The sequence below is a fragment of the Pseudomonas palleroniana genome, assembly GCF_022836895.1.
GTDB lineage: Bacteria > Pseudomonadota > Gammaproteobacteria > Pseudomonadales > Pseudomonadaceae > Aquipseudomonas > Aquipseudomonas palleroniana.
On the sequence record NZ_CP092411.1, the window covers coordinates 3647890 to 3667829 of the forward strand.

The window sequence follows — 19940 nt, forward strand, 5'->3', positions numbered from 1 at the left end:
CGCTCCCCGCATCCCCCTGTGGCACGTCGCATGCTTGCCTGACCCTGGCCTGTCCACATGGAGTACGAGTGAATGCCTGCGCAAATTCGTTTCATCAAGCATTACCAGAAAGCCGACCGCATCATGCTCGCTGTGATCTGGCTAATGGCCCTGTTTTCGCTGGGCCTGGCGTTTTGGCACGACACGTTGCTTCAAACGCTGTTCGTGGGTGTCGGCACCAGCGTGGTGCTGACCTTGGCCTATCGGGTCATCGGCGGCACACGCCTGATGCGTTGTGCGCTTGGCGTTGGCCTGATGATCATGGCGGCGCTGCACATCAACCAGGCCCAGGGAGTCATCGAATCGCACTTCGGTATCTTCGCGCTGCTGGCGGTGCTGACCGTCTACCGCGATTGGCTGCCGATCCTGGTGGCCGCCGTGACCATCGCGGTGCACCACGTGGTGTTTCATGCCTTGCAGCACCAGGGCTTTCCGGTATTTGTGATGGAACATCACGGCGGCTGGAACATGATCTTCGTCCATGCGTTATACGTGGTCATGGAGACGATCGCCCTGCTCTACCTTGCCGTGCACAGCCAGCGCGAAGCGGTAGAGAGCCAGGAAATGCTCGAAAAGATGCTGGCCGTCACCACCCAGTTCAACGATGGATCCGCCACGGGTAAGGCGGAAACAGCCCACGTGCCCCTGGCTACCCGCTTCGATCACTTCCTGACGCAGATCACCGGCCTGATCGACGGCGTCGCCCGCGACTCCCACGGCCTCGGCCAACTCGGCCAGGAACTGGCCCACGCCAGCGGCACTCTGGAAACCGGCGCACGCCACCAGCTGGCGGAAATCGTGCAAATGACCGGTTCCATGCAACGCATGGAAGACGCCACGGGCCATATCGCCGTACATGTGGAACATGCCGTCGAGCACGCGGCTCAAGCCAGCCGGCAGGTTATTCGCGGCCAGGAAAGCGTCGGCCGGGCCCAACAGGAAATAACCCAACTCGCCACCCGCCTCCACGACACCAACGAGACGGTCCAGGAACTGGCCGTACAAGCCGAACAGATCGGCTCAGTGCTGGAGGTGATCAGCAGCATCGCCAACCAGACCAACCTGCTGGCGCTCAACGCCGCCATTGAAGCCGCCCGTGCGGGTGAGCAAGGCCGTGGGTTTGCCGTCGTCGCCGATGAGGTTCGTAACCTGGCGCAGCGCACGGCGCTGTCCACCCAGGAGATCAAGACTATTATTGAGGGGTTGCAACACGGCAGCCGGCGGGCGGCGCAGGCCATGCACGACAGCCGCCAAGGCGTGGAACGGTGCGTGGAAGACAGCCAGTTGGCAGTCGAGATGCTACGCGCGGTGGGCAACGATATCTCGCAGATTGATCAGTTGAATGGGCGGATCGTATCGACCACCCAAGAGCAGTCCACGGCGAATGTGGAGATCGTGGGACGGCTGCAATCGGTGCAGAACATTGCGCAGAACACCGCGCTGGATGTGGAAACGCTGGCCAGGAGCAGTCAGCAGTTGCCACCGATTGCGGTGCGGCTGGATGCGCTGGGGCGCCGGTTTCATAAGTGAGTTGAGCCTGTTCCGGTGTCCGGTTCCGTCTGCGTTGAGCTATAGAGGCGATAGATAAATGCAGTCGTGGGGCTAGTAGCCATCTGCTACTGTTCCAGCCAGACACAGGCTAAACGAGAGAGATCATGGACGCTTTGGATCAAGAAAGGGATTATGAAACACAGCGCCTGGCACGCGTGGCGGACTTGTGCCCGCATGACAATGAAGAGGATGAGGTCTTCGAGAAAATAATTGCGATGACCTCGAAGTATTTCAATGCGCCGATCGCGCTGATATCCATTGTGGAAAAACACCAGCAGTGGTTCAGGGCGCGCGTGGGGATAGAAGAACGGTCCACCCCGCGGGATGTCGCTTTTTGCGCTTATTCTCTGCGTGACAGGGAGTTCATGGAAATCCTGGACGCTCACGAGGACGAGCGTTTCATGAACAATCCGTTAGTGACCGGCTCACCTTTTATTCGTTACTACGCAAGCGCCCCGCTGCTCACCCATGACGGTTTCTCCCTCGGTAGCCTGTGCATCATAGACACCGCCCCCAGAACGCCGATGCGCTCGCGCGATGCAGCCATGCTGACGTACTTCTCTGAGCTGGTGATGATGCAAATCAGGGGCTTGCGCTCCCGAAACTATGTAGATCAGCCGACCGGGTTATTCAACCGCCTCCGGTTGGAAGAAGATATCCGCCAGGCGCGCGCCAACGCAGAGCCGTACCACGTTTACGCGGTTGATGTGATTTCGCCGAAGTTCTTGAATGATGTGGTCAAGGCACTCGGTTACAGTTTCGCGCAGGCGTTGATGCTGTGCGTTAAATCACGCCTTCAACGCCTGATCCCCAAACATTGCCTGCTGTACAAAATCAGCCCTACACGCTTTGGGTTCCTGCTCAAGAGTGATGTTCCCATCGAGCAACTCTGCGCGAAAATCCTTGCCAATTTCGAGGAGCCGGTGGACTGCCGGGGCATTCCGATCCTGATGCAGACCGGTATCGGTGTACTTTCAATCCAGGGCCCGGAGGAGAAGGACTGGCTGCGCCTTGTCGTCGGCACTGCGGATGATGCGAGGGTGCGTAATATCGGGTGGGCGCTGTATCAGCCGCAACTGGACGCCGCTCAGCAACGCGCGTTCACGCTCCTTAGCTCCTTATCAGAGGCCGTGCGCTCGAGCACTCAATTCAGTCTGGTTTACCACCCTAAAATCAACATACCTGGCTGCACATGCGACAGCGTTGAAGCACTGATCCGCTGGACGCATCCAACACTTGGCGTGATCAGTCCGGCAGAATTCATCCCCCTGGCAGGCAAGACCGCGCTGATGCAGTCCATCACCTTCTGGGTCCTGGAGGCAGTAGTCGAACAGTCGCGCGCATGGAAAGCCGAGGGGCTTGCGGTACGGGTCGCGATGAACGTGACGGTCAGTGACCTCGAAAACTCGCGGTTCGTGGATAAAATCGAAAGCTACCTACAGGCAGGCAAACTTGCTCCTGAAGACTTGGAGCTGGAATTTACCGAAAGTATGGTCATGTCCGATCCGGAGAAGGTCGTACGCCAACTCGAAAGAGCTCGAGATCTGGGAATAGAAATTTCGGTCGATGACTTTGGCACGGGCTACAGCAATTGGACCTATCTACGTCAGCTGCCGGCCAATTCAGTGAAGATCGACCAATCACTGATCGGTAACCTCCCCCACAATGAAAAAGATAAGCGCCTGGTCAAGACGCTCATCGAACTGGCCAGGGGGTTGGGCTACCGAGTAGTCGCCGAAGGTGTCGAAACGCAAAGCACTCTTCACCTGATCGCCAAATGGGGCTGCACACAAGCGCAGGGCTACTTGATCACCCAGCCTCTAAGCCCGCAAGCGTTGAAGAAATGGTTTGATCGGGGCGGGGCCGCTCTGGAACTTGCGCCAATATTCTAAACCGGTTTGCTCCGCTCACCGCCGTTCCCAAATCCAAGGCGTTCTCCAGGCGAGTCGTTAAGTATTTTGAGCAAGGGCCGATAGCCAGCATACTGCCGTCTCCCCTATACGCTCTGCCGTCGACGCTTGAGGATCAAAAAAGAAGATGCGTTTTCATTTGGGTGCTTTCAAAGTTGCCGACGTGATCTTTTGCACCCTGATCTGCCTGACAGGCATTGCCGTTACAGTCTTGGTGCTGACCTTTTACACAAGGACAGAGCAGCGCACCGCCAGCGTTGCATTCAAACTCGAAGTTGACGAGCGCTTCAGTCGCGTACAGCGACGTTTCAGTGTGCAAGATTTAAAGCTGGACACCGTCAAGCGGTTCTTTATCAACGCCGACGACGTTACTGAAAAAGAATTCATGGGCTTTGTCACGCCGCTGGTTGAGGAAGGCGAAACCTATGGCTGGGTCCAGAGGATCCAGCAGAAGGATCTGGAGTCCTTTCGCGCCGAAGCGCTGCTGAACGGAACCAGCGATTTTTCTTATCATGAGATCAACCCCCTCAACGGCCAAACGCGTCCCCTCACTGAACGAGCGGAACACTGGATTCTGCTCTACCTGCTGTCGCTGGATGATGTAAAGATCACCCCAGGTACCGACGTCATGGCCAACCCGAATCGTGAAGCGCTGTTCACCCGAGCTCGCGAGAGCCATCAAATGGTCGTGTCGGACCCGCTGAAAATGTCCAGTGGCCAGTTCGGTGTGTTCTTTATTGCACCCGTATTCGGCCCAGACGCCACGATTCCCGAGCATGACGATGGCCTGCAGGGCTACGTGGTTTCCACCGTGCGCCTGGCGTTCTTGATGGAACAAAACATTCCATTGGCAAGCATGCTGAGGCTGAACGTGACGCTCTCAACGATTGACGCAGCGGCCGGTGAGTACATTTATCAAAGCTCAACGCCGCCAGCCGATTCGGAACTCTACGAGCGGCGGCTGCTCAACGTCGCTGACAATACCTACGTCATGCAGTTTCGGCCCGGCCCGGCGTTTTCGGCAGCCAACAGTCACGTGTTTTCCAGCGGCCTGATTGTTGTGTCCGGGGCCGTGTTGACGTTATTGATGACCGCGATGATGTTCCTGCTGATCACACAACGTACCCGCGCGCTTTCCCTGGTTGCCGAGCGCACCCAAGAATTGCAGACCATGAACATTACCGACCACCTCACCGGCGTGTACAACCGACGTTACTTTGAAACATCCATGGCGCGCCTGCTCATAGAGGCCAATATTCAACGCCAGCCGTTATCGCTGATCATGTTCGATATCGATCACTTCAAACTGATCAATGACCGCAAGGGGCATCTGTGCGGCGATAAAGTCCTGCGGCTTTTGTGCGCCCGGATCAGTGCGGCAATACGTAAAAGCGACCTGCTATGCAGGACGGGCGGAGAAGAATTCGCACTCATATGCCCGAGCAGCGCACTGAACGACGCAGGAAAACTGGCAGAAAAGCTCCGCTTGTTGATAAGCGCCCTCCCGTTTGATGAAGCGGGCCAGGTGAGTTGCAGTTTTGGCGTGGCGACGTGGGCACCCCCTGAGTCCTTCGAGGACCTTATGCGGCGGGTGGACGCTGCCATGTACGCCGCCAAATCCGGCGGTCGTGACCGAGTACAGTTGGCCCCCCAGGAAACCTGCGCTCCCTTCGTTTAAATGCACGCTTGAATGCACTATGACGCGCTTCTCCTGCCGCCGAGGAGTTCGCGAGCGACGATAATCCCCCCTAACAGCCCTCCGGCTATCGCGAGAGTGACGGACACTCCCCATTGAGCCGCGATCAACCCGGCGAGCAGCCCGCCAATCGCCTCGAAGCCAAAGCGTAGCGCGATGTAGAACGCGATCACTCGTCCACGCAGTGCGCCAGGCGCTCCACTTTGCAGTTGCATATTACTGCTCACGTTACTGACGGTGATCCCAAACCCGAGCACGGCCAGGCACAGTAATGCCAGTACCAGATGAGTAGGTATGGCCAGCCCCAGCAAACCCAATGCGCATAACACCGCCCCGGCCAATATAAAATGCTGCAACCTCGACGCGGAACCGCTGACCGCCAATAGGATGGTTGCAAGAAACGCCCCGGAACCCGCCGCGCCCCACAGCCAGCCAAGCGTACGAGCATCCCCCGCATAAACGCTCTTGGCTAAAATCGGCAGCAATGCGGTGTAGCACGACGCAAGGAGGTTGATGATCACCACACTGACCATCAACCGCCGAACTTCGAGGGTTCTCCAGAGATAACGCAACCCTTCGCGGAACACTTCACGGGTTGAACCACTGGCTCTGGGGCTGGGTGTCGTGCGCACTTTTACCAGCCCTATCAACAGGCACATGAACGCAAGAGCGGTGAGTAAAAAACAGCCCGCCTCGCCCGCTGAGGCAATCAGGACGCCGGCCAACGGTGGGCCGACGAAGCGCGCGGCATTGATGAGCATGGCGTTGAGTACAAGGGCATTCGGCAGGTCTGCAGGATCAGGCACAAAGCTTGCGATCAATGCCTGACGAAGCGGCGTTTCCACTGCGTTGAGCAACCCGAGCAGCAATGCCATCAGCGCAAGGATCAAGCCACTCATCCATTGCTCATAGGCAAGAATCGCGAGCGCCAGCGACTGTAGCGCGAGGATGGCCTGTACGATGATCAGCAGGCGACGCTTGTCGTGCCTGTCCGTCCAGGCTCCCGCCAGAGGGCCTATCAGCAGTTGAGGCGCCAGGGTGAGGAAGGTGATGGTGCCAAGCAGTACAGCTGACCCTGTCAGGTGATAGGTCAACCAGGACAACGCCACCTGCTGGACCCACTTGCCCAGGGTGGAAACGGCTTGTCCTGCAAAATAGATTTGAAAGTTACGATGTGCCAGCGCTCTCACGGAGGCGGGCCACTTCCTGCGTTGCGTGGTGATGGGGTCCAGCAAGGCGTTGCTCCTGATTAGCAAGTAACAGCAATGCCCGCCCCATCGCACCTCAATGGCACATCAGGGTAGCAGGCAACCTTTTTTCTTCAGTGACTCCAGTACCCAGGTGCGATCATTGGTGCCTTGGGCAATTTGCTCCATCTGCTTGCACTCGGCAGCATGCTTGGCTGACGCACGATCAAAGACTTCGCCGACTTGATCGAAAGGTACACACAGGAGGCCATCGTCATCGCCAATTACCAGGTCGCCCGGCTCGATCACCATACCATCGATAGCAATAGGCACGTTGATCTCGCCCGGGCCATCCTTGTAAGGGCCGCGGTGTGAAATGCCTGCCGCGAACAGTGGAAAATCGCCTGCGCCGATGACGGCCGAATCGCGAATTGCACCATTGATCACGATACCCGCGACACCGCGCTTGATGGCGTAAGCAACCATCATTTCGCCGATCAGGGCATTGGACAGGTCGCCCCCCGCATCGACCACCACCACATCACCCGGCTCTGCAATATCCAGGGCGTAATGCAGCATCAGGTTGTCACCCGGGCGAGCCTTGACCGTGAGCGCAGCGCCGGCCAATACGCCTGCACGATGCATCGGACGCACCTTGGCGCCACCTGCCGTCATGCGGTTCATTGAGTCGCTGACGTTCGCCACTGGAACCTCCCGGTAACGTGCAACCCACTCGGCATCTACCTTGCGCGCACGCTCCAACACCCTGAATCCAATGCTCATGTGACAAACCTCTACTGACGTTGCTTATTGAATTTATTCGTTGCCGTCGGCCGAGTAGCCAAGGCTTAATTTCAGAATTGCATTTCATTTATCTCAATGCAACAAAGAATTTAACCGGCCATCGGGCAAAAAAAGCATTTCAATCACAGATATTGCAACGGCATTTCATTATGCTAATGTCGGTCTGTCGCGACGCTCTCGCTTTGATCGTCAGCCATACCCATAAGAACAAGGTATCTGTCATGACCCGAACCCTCCTGCTTACCGGGCCCGAACTGGCTGCAGACGCAATGAACCTGGCCGCACGCCAGGGCGTCAGGGTAATCCCTACAACCCCCTACATTGCTGCTGACGAGCTGGAAGCGATCATCCGTGCCGAGCAACCCGACGCAATCATCGTTCGCCAGGGGCAATTGACCCGCGCGATGATTGAGGCCTCGTCCAGACTCAAGGCGATTGCCAAGCACGGCGTGGGTTACAACACCATTGATATCCAGGCGGCTGCCGACCACGGCCTTCCAGTCAGCATCGCTGTCGGTGCCAACGCGCAGTCCGTCGCCGAACACGCTTTTGCGCTGATGTTCAGCGTGGCGCGCCAGACTGCATTGCTGGACGCACGCATGCGCGACGGTCACTGGGACAAGACCTCAGCGAACGGTATTGAGTTGTTTGGCAAGACGCTCGGCCTGGTGGGTTTGGGCTCGATCGGCAGCATCCTGATGGACCTGGTTGCTCCGTTGAAGATGCAGGTAAAAGTTTACGACCCCTACCTGAAGCAACTGCCGCAACGCGATCATGTGCAGCGCGAGGAGGATTTCGATCGACTCCTGGCCCAGAGCGATATCATCAGCCTGCATTGCCCGCTGACGGACACCAACGCAAACCTGATTGGCGCCGCGCAACTGGAGCGCATGCGCCCAGGCAGCATCCTGATCAATACCGCCCGGGGCGAATTGATTGATACCGACGCACTGGTCAAAGCGTTGAGCGAGCGCAAGATAGCGGGCGCCGGCCTGGACACCTTCAACCCCGAGCCGCCGCCTTCCGACAGCCCGCTCTGGGGTCTGCCGACACTTGTCGCCACTCCCCACGTGGGGGCCAATACCGGCGAGGCACGTGATCGCGTCGGTCTCGTTGCACTTCAACAGATTCTCGATGTGTGGGCGGGCAAACCCCTGGATCCTCGCTGTGTGGTCAACCGACATCTGCTCGAGGCCAGTACCGCGGTGCAGTGACCTTGCCCCCGCTGCCCTGGCTGGACACCAGGGCCGCCCACAATGAACGCGACACTCCAGAAACAATAACAATCGGAGAGCCTCATGACCTCAGCAACTTCCACCATCAGTGAGCTAGAGCGCAGTACGATGCACCGCGTCGCCTGGCGCATTCTTCCATTTCTGATCGTCTGCTATTTGATTGCGATCATCGACCGCGGCAACATCGGCATGGCCTCGCTGCAGATGAACGGAGACCTGGGCCTGACGGCGAAAGTCTTCGGCTTTGCGAGCAGCCTGTTCTTCGTCGCGTATTTCCTTCTCGAAGTCCCCAGCAACCTGGCCATGCAAAAATATGGCGCGCGTATGTGGATCGCCAGGATCATGATCACGTGGGGGCTGATCTCGGCAGGCACGGCATTCGTGCAGGGCGCCAACTCCCTGTATGTGATGCGCTTCCTGCTCGGAGCCGCCGAAGCGGGTTTCTTCCCGGGGGTCCTGCTTTACCTCACCTACTGGCTGCCCTCAGCTTACCGTGCACGCATGGTGGCGATCTTCATGGTGGCGATTCCTGCCGCCAACTTCATCGGCTCGCCGCTGTCCGGTCTGTTGCTCAGCCTGGACGGCTGGATGGGGATGCGCGGGTGGCATTGGCTATTCATCCTCGAAGGCATACCCGCCGTCCTGCTGGGGTTTGCTTGCCTGTTCGTGCTCACTGACCGCCCCGAACAGGCTAAATGGCTGACCGATGAACAACGCCACTGGTTGACTCAGCGCCTGGCTGAAGAGGCTTCGAAAAAAACCGCAATTGGCCATATTTCCTTGTGGAAACTGCTGCGCCATAAAGACATCTGGGTGCTTGCCCTGATCTATTCGGGGGCCTCCGCCGCCGGCAGCACCATGAGTGTCTGGGCCCCGCAACTGCTCAAGACCTTTGGTTTGAACTCACTGGAAATCGGCCTGGTGAATGCCATTCCCTATGGTATCGCTTCGGTCCTGATGATCGTGTGGGGACGCAGTTCCGATCGCACCGGCGAACGTCGCTGGCACACAGCAATGACCTTGTTGCTGATCGCGTTCGGCCTGCTCCTGACCCTGTTCACCTCCTCCTTGGTTGCCACCGTCATTTTGCTCACCCTGGTGCTGGTCGGGGCCTACTCAATGAAAGGTCCATTCTGGGCGTTGGTTTCCGGTTGGCTCTCCTCCTCCACGGCTGCTGCCGGGCTCGCAGCCGTAGGCGCAATGGCAAACCTGATCGGAGGCGGCCTGATGGTGAATGCTTATGGCGCGATCCACGACGCAACAGGCAGTTACGCGATAGCGCTTATGCCCCTGGCGGCGCTCTGCACGCTGGCAGGAATCATGGTGTTGGTGATTGGCCGCAAGCGTCAGCGGGAGCACGCCGAGTTGGGCGCATCCGTGGTCGCCAAGTAAGCGCTCCTCAATCGACGCCAAGATGCCGAGCTCCCGCAAGGGAGCCTCGGTATCGCTTCCAAACCCACATCATGAGGTTCTGCGATGCTTCTGTCTCGTCGCCGTTTCCTGCAAGCCGGCGACGCCGCCCTCCAGGATCTACTGGCGCGCCGGACGCCGGGACAGATGCTTCCTAAGCAGTTCAGCTGTCCGCCGGCTTGAGCCCCAGACTGCGCATCAGGTCGCGGGCGACCTCGAAGAAAATGTCCTTCAAGTTGTCCGCGCACTCCTCCGTCAGTCGGCTGGCAGGCCCGGAGATGACGAGTGCGCCCATCAGCTCCTGCTGCCGCCCATAGATCGGCAGCGCGATAGAGGACGCGTGTGGGTCCGTCGCGCCACGCGAAAAGTACGGTTTGTCCAGCGCGATGCCCACGTGAAAAGGCGCTCGCAACGCTTGGGCTCCGGCCGCTTCATCCATGGGGCGCATATCCCCCGGCTGCATATTGAGCCGCAGGCGATGGGCGGAATTGACCCGGTACTGGCACATCCGATAGGCGCCATGGCGAACATAGAAAGAAACGGTCTCACCTGTTTGCTCGGAAAGGTACTGCAGTCGCGGCATCACATGCCGCTCCAGATCGAGCGACTCCTGATACACCGCGTTAAGCCTCATGACCTCGCTGGCCAACTGATAACGGCCATCAGCCATGCGTGTGATGTAACCCTGGTTTTCAAGCGAAACCATCAAACGCATGATCGTGCTTTTGATAAGCCCCGTACGCTCTACCAGCTCAACCAGGCTCAACGCAGAATCGCCGATTCGAAAGGCAGACAGAACGGTCAAGACTCGGTCAGCCGAAGCCACCCCGTTTACCGCTGGGCGCGGCCGCGCTTTAACCATTGAAGACACCTCATTGACAGAGCCCATTCAGTTGACCAGACAGGGCAGCCAACGATCAGGGCAGGAAAATTGATTATCTTACAACGACGGCCTGCTCGCCATCCGGGTGATGTATAACAAAAAAACCAGCAAGGCCCGAAAGCTGCGCCTGGCAAATCCTGGATGCGTTGATCAGCGCGCGCACTCCAAGCCATCAGAGCCTCTGAAGACCCGCATCCTATTTTTAAAATGCTATTTCTTTTAACGAATCTAAAAAGCTAGCCAGCTCTTCGTCACCACAAAATAACTCAACAAAATCGCTATTTTTCACGTAAATCCTGTATCGCCTTTCGTCGGCGATTGGTTTATTTTGAAACAGCATTTCATTACAACTAGACCAATAACAATTCCGGGCAACCCACGCCCTTCTCGCCGCCAGGAGCGAATATGAGCTTTTTTGCTGCCCCACCGACCGTTCAGACAAGCGTCTTTACCCGTCTGCCAGAACAGTTTCGCGACGTGCGCCCAACCGCCTGGGCGAATGCCAACCGCCAGGGACGAGCGATAGATTCGTTTCTGGAAGGACCATCGTTTGACCGGGAGGGTCGCCTCTACGTGACCGACATCCCCAATGGGCGGATTTTCAGGATTTCCCGTCTCGGCGAGTGGGAGCTGGTCTGCGCCTACGATGGCTGGCCGAATGGCCTGAAGATCCACCAGGACGGGCGAATCTTCATCACCGATTACAAGCGCGGAATCATGGTGCTGGATCCGCACACCGGCGATATCCAGCCCTTTCTGGAGTCGGCGGGTTCAGAAGGTTTCAAGGGCGTGAATGACCTCGTCTTCGCTCCCAATGGTGACCTGTACTTCACCGATCAGGGACAGACCGGCCTGCAGGATGCGAGCGGCAGGGTCTACAAGGTCGACGTGAAGGGCAACCTGACTTGCCTGCTCAATACCATCCCCAGTCCCAACGGGATCGTCTACGACCCCAACCTGAATCATCTGCTGATTGCGGTCACCCGCGCCCAACAGATCTGGCGTATCCCGCTGGGCAACGGCTCGATCATCGGAAAGGTTGGAGTCTTCGCCCAACTGCACGGAGGTCTCGGCGGCCCCGATGGGCTGGCCCTTGACGCAGAGAGCAACCTCTATATCGCGCACACAGGCTTCGGTTCTGTCTGGAAACTGTCGAAAGTCGCGGAGCCGCTGCAACGCATCGTTTCTTGTGCCGGCATCAGCAATACCAACCTGGCTTTCGGCGGCGTGGACGGTCGAACGCTGTTCATCATCGAGTCCGAGACCGGGAGCATTCTGCAAGTCGACACGGCCACACCGGGGTTACCAATGTACTCCCATAGCTGAACCCACAGCACAGCTCATACAACAACTATAAAAAGACCTGACACTATGACCTACGACACTTCGACCCACCCTACTACGCTCAACGAGGCCGAAGGTGAACGCTTGATGCACCGCATACTGTGGCGCGTCGTGCCATTCATTTTCGTCTGCTATGTCATCAGCTACCTGGACCGCACGAACGTCGGTTTTGCCGCCATCAGCATGAACAAGGATTTAGGGCTGACCGCAACAATGTTCGGGTGGGCCGCCGGCCTGTTCTTCTTCGGCTATTTCATTTTTGAAATCCCCAGCAACCTGCTGATGCAACGATTTGGCGCGCGGATCTGGATTGCACGCATCATGATCACCTGGGGCCTTATTTCCATGGCCACGGCGTTTGCGACTGGCCCCATCAGCTTCAGCATTGCGCGTTTCCTGCTCGGGGTTGCCGAAGCCGGATTCACCCCAGGCGTTTATCTGTATTTCACCTACTGGTTCCCGGGTAAGTGGCGCGCCAAGGCGACCGCTGCCTTTCTGCTCGGTATTCCCGTTGCGAACATCGTCGGTTCGCCGTTCTCGGGTTGGTTGCTCGAACAACACGGTGTTTTGGGCCTGCGGAACTGGCAACTATTGCTCATTACGGAAGCCTTGCCCGCTGTGCTCCTGGGCATCGCCTGCCTGTTTTTGCTCGTCGATACGCCGCTGAAGGCTCGGTGGCTGTCGGATCGCGAAAAAACCTGGCTTAACAACCGCCTCTCTGAAGAGCAAAAAGCGATTGGCGCCTCCCATGGCACCACTTTGCGGGCAGCATTGACCAATCCGAAAGTCTTCACGCTGGCGGCGATTAACTTCTGTTGCATCGTCGGCTCGGTCGGCATCGGTATCTGGCTTCCGCAAATCATCAAAAGCCAGGGTATTTCCAGTGGTGCCTTGGGCTTTGTCGTCGCGTTGCCTTATGTGTCAGGCGCAATCATCATGACCCTCTGGGCGCGCCTGGCCAATAAAAGCAGGCAGCGACTTCCCTACGTCGTCGGTGCGTTGGCCATGGCCGCCGCGGCACTGGTGGTCGCGGCACTGACGGAGCACTCCGTACTGAAAATTGCCGCGCTGTGCATGGCGGTGGCCAGCATCCTTGCCTTCCAGGCGACGTTCTGGGCGATTCCTTCGACCTTCCTTACCGGGCGTGCCGCTGCGGGAGGCCTGGCGATGATTGTGTCGATCGGCAACCTTGGCGGTTTCACCGGCCCGTTCATGATCGGCTTGATCAAGGACTCCACTGAGAGCTATACGATGCCATTCTTTGCGGTGGCGGCCGTCCTGCTGATAGGCCTGTGCTTGATGCTCTGGTTGGGCGACCCCGCCCGCCAAGGCACTCCAACACTGCCTGCGCCTCAAGCAGTGCCAAAATGACTCAAGGTACAACTTCGCACTGGCGCTAAGGTTTGGTGGCTGTCGCAGCAACGGGCACCTGCAGAAAACCTCGCGCCAATTGCTGATACAACTCCGGCCCCATCCTGGCGCTGACCGCCTTGGCGATCAACGCCACGCCCATGAGACTGATGACCATCCCATGGCTGTCGATCATTTCCATGACGATGATTGCGGCAGTGATCGGCGACTGCGTTACCGCCGCCAGGAAACCCACCATGCACAGCGCAATCATGGGTTGGGCCGCCACGTTGAAAAACTCGGCGGCATTGGCGCCCACCGCCGCGCCGACAGCAAGGGACGGCGCGAAAATACCGCCAGGGATACCGGAAAAATAGGTCACGACGGTGGCGAGAAAACGCGTGATGGGCGCATGCCAGGGCAGGCCGATATCAGACACGATGATCTGTGACGTAATGCCGTAACCGCTGCCAAACGACAGGCCACCGCTGAGCGCGCCGAGAACGGCCACGATCAACCCGCAACCACCGGCAAACCAGACCGGGTGAGCGCGGCGCCATTCCCAGAGGGCAAACCGCTGATGCCGCTGTGGCCACAGCAGCATTCGGCTGAACAACCCTCCCAGCAGACCGCAACCGATACCGGCGGCCACCGCAGGCGCGATGATCGTGAGGCTGACATCTTGTACGTCCAGGTGGCCGAAGTAGTTGTAGTTACCCTGTATAGCGATCGCGACCATGCCTGACAGGATGATCGTGCTGAGCAACACACCACTGGTGCGCGTTTCCAGCTTGCGCCCCAATTCTTCCACCGCAAACGCCACCCCGGCCAACGGCGTGTTGAACGCTGCGGCAATGCCGGCAGCGCCGCCGGCCAGGATCAGGTCTTCGGGACGAATCACCCGCGCATTGGGCAGGTAACGATGAAAGAAGTGCATGATTGAGGCGGCCACTTGCACCGAAGGGCCTTCGCGCCCAGCCGAAAAGCCCCCGGTCAGTGCCAGTGTGCCCAGGCCTATCTTGGCGAACGCAATACGCAACGAGACCAACCGGCTGACGGGTTTGCCCTGGTGCGCCAGCCGCGTGGCGGCGATCACCTGGGGAATTCCGCTGCCCTGGGCTCCGGCAAAAAACCGCGTGGTCAGCCACACCACCAGCATGCCCACCAGTGGCGTGTAGATAAACGGCAACCAGGGTCGCCCGGCCGTCTGTTGAGCAAATTGCATCAGCGCCAGGTCGGCCAGGCGGGCGAACATCACGACCAGCAGCCCGGCACAGGTGGCGGCAACCCAGAGGGTCACGCGAGTACGCCAGCGGACAGACGCAAAGCGACGGCGTAACAACAATAGCGGTTTGATCACCCGAGCAGATTCCCGTTTCAAGTTCGATGGCAGGCAACGCCCGCGCAGTCTCGCATGATCTCAAGCCTGCCGCAGCCCTGCTGCATGCCCCGCGCAGGGCATTCAACGAACAGCCGGGCGTTGCTCACCACACCGCGATATGTGAATCCGCCCTCGGTTCTGTTCCTCCGCACAGCACGCCCGTGACCGGGTCGCGCAGGATGATTTGCCCGCGCCCGTAATCGGTCAGGTCACAGGCGATCTGTACTTCGTGGCCGCGACGTATCAGCGCGTTGGCCAAATCGCGGGAGGCGCCCTGCTCTAGGCCGATCTTCATACCGCCCAGCCATTGCCAGCGTGGCGCATCCAGCGCGGCTTGCGGGTTGAGGCCGAAGTCGACCAGGTTCATCACCATTTGTACATGGCCTTGGGGCTGCATGTAGCCGCCCATCACGCCGAACGGTCCGAGGGCCTGGCCACCCTGGGTGAGAAAGCCGGGAATGATGGTGTGGAAGGTTTTCTTGCCGGGCGCCAGGCAGTTGGCATGGGCCGGATCGAGGCTGAACTCCTGCCCGCGATTTTGCAGGGCGATGCCGCTGTCGGGCAGCACCACGCCGGAGCCGAAGCCGTGGTAGTTGCTCTGGATGAACGAGACCATATTGCCTTCGGCGTCCGCCGTGGCCAGGTACACCGTGCCGCTGGCGTGAGGGTCACCGGGCTTGGGCAGTTGCGCTTGTTCGCCGATCTGGTCGCGACGGCGGGTGCTGTAGGCGTCGCTCAGCAGGTCAGCCACCGCCACGCGCATATGCAAGGGGTCGGTGATGTGGTGCAAGCCGTCGCTGTAGGCCGCCTTCATCGCCTCAAGCTGACGATGCCAGGTCTGTTGGCTGTCACGGTGATCGAAGTTGAAGCCTTCGAGGATCTTCAGGGCCATCAACGCCACCAGCCCTTGGCCGCTCGGGGGGATTTCCCAGACATCCACGCCACGATAATTGATATGGATCGGCTCTACCCACTGCGCCCGGTAACCCTTGAGGTCGCCGCCACGCAGATAGCCGCCGCTGGCACGCGAATGAGCGTCCAGTCGGTCGGCCAGGGCGCCGCGATACAGGCTTTCGCAGCGGGTCGCGGCGAGTTCTTCCAAGGTCCGTGCCTGGGCCGGGTTGCGGTACAGCTGCCCGGCCAGCGGGGCGCGGCCGTCGATCAGAAAGGTATCGAACCAGGCATCCAGCGCGGCGTTACGATGGGGGGTGAATTCGTTCAAGGCGAGTTGCCACTGATGAGCGACTACCGGCGAGACGGGAAAGCCGTCCCGCGCCAGGCTGATGGCCGGCTGCAGCAGTTCGGCGAAGGGCAATTTGCCGAAGCGTTGCGACAGCTCCGCCCAGGCCGACGGGCAGCCAGGCACGGTGACTGGCGTCCAGCCGTACAGCGGCATCTGCTCATGGCCCGCAGCCTTGACCGCCTCAATGCTCAAGGCCGCCGGCGCGTGGCCGTTGCCATTCAGGCCGTGCAACCGGCCCTTGCACCACACCAGCGCAAACGCATCGCCGCCCAGGCCGCAGCCGGTGGGTTCCACCACAATGAGGGCCGCCGCCGTAGCGATGGCGGCGTCGATGGCGTTGCCGCCCTTTTGCAGAATCTCGATCCCCGCCTGGGCCGCCAGGGGTTGTGACGCCGCGACCATGCCGCGACGGGCAAAGACGCTCTGGCGTTGTGACGGATAGGGGTACTCGTGAGCAGAAAATTTCAACATGGCAAAGGCTCTTGGGTTCAGGCTTTTGGACACAGGCGACAGGGGTTCCTCGCCAGGCTCACAACACACGACTGAGAAAGGCTCGGGTACGGGGGTGGCTGGGGCGCCTGAAAATCTGTTCCGGTGGCCCTTGTTCGATGATTTCGCCCTGGTCGAGCACCACCACCCGATCGGCCACTTCACGGGCAAAACCCATTTCATGGGTGACCACCACCATGGTCATCCCCTCCTCGGCCAGCTCTTTCATGACCTCCAGCACTTCGCCGACGGTTTCCGGGTCAAGCGCGCTGGTGGGTTCGTCGAACAACATGGCTTGGGGCTTCATGGCCAGGGCGCGGGCAATCGCGACCCGTTGCTGCTGGCCGCCGGAAAGCATCGACGGGTAATGGCCGGCCTTGTCGGCCAGGCCGACCCTGGCCAGCAAATCCCGCGCCTGACCCAGCGCCTCGGCACGCGAAACGCCAAGCACCTGGATCGGCGCCTCGATGATGTTTTCCAGGGCGGTCATATGCGGGAACAGATTGAAGCGCTGGAACACCATGCCGATATCGCGGCGCTGCCGGGCGATGTTGCGCTCCGAATCACGCACCAGGCTGCCGTCGCTGCGCTCGCGATAGCCCATGGCACGGCCGTTGACGCGGATGCGCCCGCCCTGGATATCTTCCAGCAGGTTGATGCAGCGGATAAAGGTGGTCTTGCCGGAGCCTGATGCACCGATCAGCACCACCACCTCGCCACGCCGCACTTGCAGGGAAACGCCCTTGAGAATCTGTAACTCGCCGAAGGACTTGTGAATATCCAGCGCTTCGATGATCAGTTCTTCACTTTGGTGCGCCATGCTTAACGTCCCCTCAGCAATTTCAAGGTGCTACGCCCGAACAGGCGGCTGGAGGCCGGCGGTGGTGCGCCGGGCTGGTCGGACTGGCCGAAACGGGCCTCCAGCCAACGCTGGAAAACCCCCCACAGGGTGGTGAGCATCAAGAAGTAGATCGCTACCACCAGGTACAACTCGAACACACGGAAGGTCGCCGAGGTGACCATCTGCGTACTGAGCAGCAACTCCTGCACCCCGATGACACTGACCAGCGTGGTGTTCTTGAGCATCACGTTGAACTCGTTGCCCAGCGGCGGCACGATCACCCGGAACGCCTGTGGCAGGATGATGCGCCGCATCAGCTTGGCGAAGCCCATGCCCAGGGAGCGTCCGGCCTCGTATTGGCCCTTGTCGACCGCGCCGATCCCCGCCCGGATGATCTCGGCCATATAGGCGCCTTCGTTGAGGCCCAGGGCAATGATCGCGGCCTGGATATTCCCCGGGATCACCAGGCCGAACAGTTCCACATCCTCAAACCGGAAAATCCCGCCTGCCGCCATGGCGGTGTACAAAAACACGATCTGCACCAGCAACGGCGTGCCACGCATCAACCACACATAAAAGCGCACCGGCAGATGCAGCAACGGGTTCTTCGACAGCCGCAGCAACGCCACCGCCAGCCCCAGCAAACAGCCCAGCAACATCGCCGAGACCGCGATCAGGCAGGTCAGCCAGAGCCCGGTCAGGTACACGCCGCTGGGCTGCAACAGGTACTGCCAGAACACATCCCAATTGAAATTCATCGCGGGTTGGCCTCAGTCGAGTGTGTCGCTGCTCACATGCCACTTGTTCAGCAACTGCAGGTAGCTGCCATCGCTGCGCATGTCGCTGATCACCTGTTGCACCGCGGCGCTCAATTGCGGGTCATCCTTGCGAATGCCCAGGCCGGTGAGGATGCGGCTGAACGCCGGCACACCCTCCTGAAACAGGTCGGGGGCCATCGCTGCGTAGTAACCGGCGGTTTCCACGGTGGTGCCGTAGGCGTCAACCTGGTGGATGCGCAGGGCTTGGAAAGCATCGGTGTCGGTGTTGTAGACCACCAGTTTCATGGCGGGCTTGCCGGCTTTGGTCAGGCTGTCGTTTTGGCTATCCAGCAGGGTCTTGATGGTCGAGCCATTGAGCACCGCGACTTTGTGCCCGGACAGGTCATCCAGTGTCTTGATGCCCTTGGGGTTGCCCTTTGGCACCACCACCGACTGGCTGGAATACATGTAGTTGACGATATCGATCACCTGGCGCCGTTCGGGCTTGTCGAACAGTTGATCGACGATCATGTCGCACTGCTGGGCGAGCAGCGCCGGCACCAGCCCCGAGAACGGAATCACTCGCCACTGCACCGGCTTGTCGCCCAGGCGCTTGGCGATTTCCAGGCCCAGATCGACGGTCAGCCCGCGCGGTTTCTGGGCCTCGTCGAAAGACACCAGCGGGGGTGAATCCATCCCCGAGCAGTAAGTGAGCTTATCGGCTTTGAGCAGGCGCTCCGGTACCTGGGGCGCAGCAAAGGCCCACTGGCTAAAGAGACTGAGGGAGAAAGCCACCAGCAAGGCGCGGCGTTTATGCATGACCAGACACTCCAGTAGGTTGAAGAACGGGGCAGGACACCAAGTCAAAACACGACAGCTTTTTTATTATTTTTCCGCTTGCAGGAATTGAATCAGCGCCGGCACCGTGCCTTCGATGTGTTCACGCACCACGGCTTCGGCGCGGGCGGCGTCACCGGCCCGAATCGCGTCGAGGATCACCGCATGTTCCTGGCGTGCGCTGAGCGGCTTGTCACCGTGCTGCAACCATAAGCGCATGGGCGCCTCGACCAGCGAATACAAGGCCGAAATCTGCTTCATCAAACGCGGTCGACCGCTGAGGCTGCACAGGTATTCATGAAACGCACGATGCCGACGGACCCAGGCGGCGCTCTCGTCGCGGTAGTCGTCCATCTCGTCCAGCAGGCGTTCCAGGGCCGCCAGCTGGCGTTCGCCGATACGGCCCACCGCCACGCGCACCGCCAGCCCTTCCAGGGCGCTGCGCATCTCGAACACCTCATGCAGCTCATCGATATCCAGGCCGCTGACCACTGCGCCACGGTTGGGTCGCAGGGTAACGAGGCCCTGGGCATCCAGGCGCCGGAACGCTTCGCGCACCGGCATGCGGCTCATGCCGACCTCACTGGCGATGTCTTCGGCAATCAGCCGGTCACCCTTGCGGTAGCGGCCGCTGCAAATGGCTTCCAGCAGGTAGTTGTAGGCCTCCTCCTCGGCAGTCAGGGGCTGACGGTCTACGTAAGCAGGGGCAAATTGCATCGGCGGCACCTTTTGATTTTTTGTATCCAATTATCCACGGATACATAAAAGCAGAATGCGTGCCATCTCGCGTGAAGGGAGGCAAGGGGTTGAATCGGCTGCATAAATCGGAAAGTAGCGGCGAGACCGCCGCGTACGACCAGCACGGTGTGCTACCAAACAGCACACCTATGCCCTATGAGTGAGCACGCTCCAGGCGCAGTCACAATCGGGCTTTTGCCCGGCGCGGCGGTCGCCGACCGGGCAAGGGCTGCGTGGAATGACG

The 19940-nt window shown here is 59.5% G+C and carries 16 protein-coding genes; 7 read left to right on the forward strand and 9 right to left on the reverse strand.

From position 1 onward, the window contains the following. Positions 1–72: 72 nt before the first annotated feature. The 3 genes from MJP36_RS16645 to MJP36_RS16655 all read left to right on the forward strand — a co-directional run bounded on the left by MJP36_RS16645 (position 73) and on the right by MJP36_RS16655 (position 5178). Positions 73–1569, forward strand: a complete 1497-nt coding sequence (locus tag MJP36_RS16645) for a methyl-accepting chemotaxis protein (protein WP_244383494.1) — start codon at positions 73–75, stop codon at positions 1567–1569. Between the two features lie 125 nt (positions 1570–1694). Next, a complete protein-coding gene (locus MJP36_RS16650; RefSeq protein WP_244383495.1) occupies positions 1695–3482 on the forward strand; it encodes a sensor domain-containing phosphodiesterase in 1788 nt (595 codons plus the stop codon). 145 nt (positions 3483–3627) lie between these two features. After that, positions 3628–5178: a GGDEF domain-containing protein gene (locus MJP36_RS16655; RefSeq protein ID WP_244383496.1), complete on the forward strand. Its 1551-nt coding sequence runs from the start codon at positions 3628–3630 to the stop codon at positions 5176–5178. A 17-nt stretch (positions 5179–5195) separates the two neighbouring features. Here the strand turns inward: MJP36_RS16655 and MJP36_RS16660 are convergent, their stop codons facing one another. Both MJP36_RS16660 and MJP36_RS16665 read right to left on the reverse strand, forming a co-directional pair. Next, on the reverse strand, positions 5196–6431 hold the full coding sequence (locus tag MJP36_RS16660; protein ID WP_244383497.1) for an MFS transporter: 1236 nt from the start codon (positions 6429–6431) through the stop codon (positions 5196–5198). 60 nt (positions 6432–6491) lie between these two features. Then, on the reverse strand, positions 6492–7166 hold the full coding sequence (locus MJP36_RS16665) for an RraA family protein (RefSeq protein ID WP_060753055.1): 675 nt from the start codon (positions 7164–7166) through the stop codon (positions 6492–6494). Between the two features lie 242 nt (positions 7167–7408). Between MJP36_RS16665 and MJP36_RS16670 the strand changes: the two genes are divergently transcribed. Together MJP36_RS16670 and MJP36_RS16675 are read left to right on the forward strand one after the other, a co-directional pair. After that, on the forward strand, positions 7409–8401 hold the full coding sequence (locus MJP36_RS16670) for a hydroxyacid dehydrogenase (RefSeq protein ID WP_060753056.1): 993 nt from the start codon (positions 7409–7411) through the stop codon (positions 8399–8401). Positions 8402–8485: 84 nt separating this feature from the next. Then, positions 8486–9814, forward strand: coding sequence for an MFS transporter (locus MJP36_RS16675; RefSeq protein WP_060753057.1), 1329 nt, complete (start codon positions 8486–8488; stop codon positions 9812–9814). A gap of 181 nt (positions 9815–9995) precedes the next feature. On the opposite strand, the gene MJP36_RS16680 is transcribed toward MJP36_RS16675, so the two are convergent. Continuing rightward, the gene (locus MJP36_RS16680; RefSeq protein ID WP_104993778.1) at positions 9996–10694 is read right to left on the reverse strand and encodes an IclR family transcriptional regulator; all 699 of its coding nucleotides are present in this window, start codon (positions 10692–10694) and stop codon (positions 9996–9998) included. A 426-nt stretch (positions 10695–11120) separates the two neighbouring features. On the opposite strand from MJP36_RS16680, the gene MJP36_RS16685 reads away from it, so the two are divergent. Together MJP36_RS16685 and MJP36_RS16690 are read left to right on the forward strand one after the other, a co-directional pair. Next, a complete protein-coding gene (locus MJP36_RS16685; RefSeq protein WP_161548100.1) occupies positions 11121–12041 on the forward strand; it encodes an SMP-30/gluconolactonase/LRE family protein in 921 nt (306 codons plus the stop codon). A 45-nt stretch (positions 12042–12086) separates the two neighbouring features. After that, positions 12087–13430 (forward strand): MFS transporter, encoded by a 1344-nt coding sequence (locus MJP36_RS16690; protein WP_244383498.1) that lies wholly within the window; start codon positions 12087–12089, stop codon positions 13428–13430. Between the two features lie 25 nt (positions 13431–13455). Here the strand turns inward: MJP36_RS16690 and MJP36_RS16695 are convergent, their stop codons facing one another. The 6 genes from MJP36_RS16695 to MJP36_RS16720 form a co-directional block, all read right to left on the reverse strand. Continuing rightward, a complete protein-coding gene (locus MJP36_RS16695; RefSeq protein ID WP_205343815.1) occupies positions 13456–14769 on the reverse strand; it encodes a chloride channel protein in 1314 nt (437 codons plus the stop codon). Positions 14770–14893: 124 nt separating this feature from the next. Continuing rightward, positions 14894–16504, reverse strand: coding sequence for a gamma-glutamyltransferase family protein (locus tag MJP36_RS16700; protein ID WP_244383499.1), 1611 nt, complete (start codon positions 16502–16504; stop codon positions 14894–14896). 58 nt (positions 16505–16562) lie between these two features. Further along, positions 16563–17342 (reverse strand): amino acid ABC transporter ATP-binding protein, encoded by a 780-nt coding sequence (locus MJP36_RS16705; RefSeq protein WP_090371092.1) that lies wholly within the window; start codon positions 17340–17342, stop codon positions 16563–16565. A 2-nt stretch (positions 17343–17344) separates the two neighbouring features. Then, on the reverse strand, positions 17345–18121 hold the full coding sequence (locus MJP36_RS16710; protein ID WP_244383500.1) for an amino acid ABC transporter permease: 777 nt from the start codon (positions 18119–18121) through the stop codon (positions 17345–17347). Positions 18122–18133: 12 nt separating this feature from the next. Beyond that, on the reverse strand, positions 18134–18940 hold the full coding sequence (locus MJP36_RS16715; RefSeq protein ID WP_244383501.1) for an ABC transporter substrate-binding protein: 807 nt from the start codon (positions 18938–18940) through the stop codon (positions 18134–18136). A gap of 66 nt (positions 18941–19006) precedes the next feature. Continuing rightward, positions 19007–19675, reverse strand: a complete 669-nt coding sequence (locus tag MJP36_RS16720; protein ID WP_060753065.1) for a GntR family transcriptional regulator — start codon at positions 19673–19675, stop codon at positions 19007–19009. Positions 19676–19940 lie beyond the last annotated feature (265 nt).

Bases quoted from the DNA above. Each gene is read 5' to 3' on its own strand.
- MJP36_RS16720 (WP_060753065.1), bottom strand. From the start codon at position 19,675: ATGCAATTTGCCCCTGCTTACGTAGACCGTCAGCCCCTGACTGCCGAG.
- MJP36_RS16665 (WP_060753055.1), bottom strand. From the start codon at position 7,166: ATGAGCATTGGATTCAGGGTGTTGGAGCGTGCGCGCAAGGTAGATGCC.
- MJP36_RS16690 (WP_244383498.1), top strand. From the start codon at position 12,087: ATGACCTACGACACTTCGACCCACCCTACTACGCTCAACGAGGCCGAA.
- MJP36_RS16645 (WP_244383494.1), top strand. From the start codon at position 73: ATGCCTGCGCAAATTCGTTTCATCAAGCATTACCAGAAAGCCGACCGC.
- MJP36_RS16675 (WP_060753057.1), top strand. From the start codon at position 8,486: ATGACCTCAGCAACTTCCACCATCAGTGAGCTAGAGCGCAGTACGATG.
- MJP36_RS16705 (WP_090371092.1), bottom strand. From the start codon at position 17,342: ATGGCGCACCAAAGTGAAGAACTGATCATCGAAGCGCTGGATATTCAC.
- MJP36_RS16655 (WP_244383496.1), top strand. From the start codon at position 3,628: ATGCGTTTTCATTTGGGTGCTTTCAAAGTTGCCGACGTGATCTTTTGC.
- MJP36_RS16650 (WP_244383495.1), top strand. From the start codon at position 1,695: ATGGACGCTTTGGATCAAGAAAGGGATTATGAAACACAGCGCCTGGCA.
- MJP36_RS16710 (WP_244383500.1), bottom strand. From the start codon at position 18,121: ATGAATTTCAATTGGGATGTGTTCTGGCAGTACCTGTTGCAGCCCAGC.
- MJP36_RS16685 (WP_161548100.1), top strand. From the start codon at position 11,121: ATGAGCTTTTTTGCTGCCCCACCGACCGTTCAGACAAGCGTCTTTACC.
- MJP36_RS16700 (WP_244383499.1), bottom strand. From the start codon at position 16,504: ATGTTGAAATTTTCTGCTCACGAGTACCCCTATCCGTCACAACGCCAG.
- MJP36_RS16670 (WP_060753056.1), top strand. From the start codon at position 7,409: ATGACCCGAACCCTCCTGCTTACCGGGCCCGAACTGGCTGCAGACGCA.
- MJP36_RS16680 (WP_104993778.1), bottom strand. From the start codon at position 10,694: ATGGTTAAAGCGCGGCCGCGCCCAGCGGTAAACGGGGTGGCTTCGGCT.
- MJP36_RS16715 (WP_244383501.1), bottom strand. From the start codon at position 18,940: ATGCATAAACGCCGCGCCTTGCTGGTGGCTTTCTCCCTCAGTCTCTTT.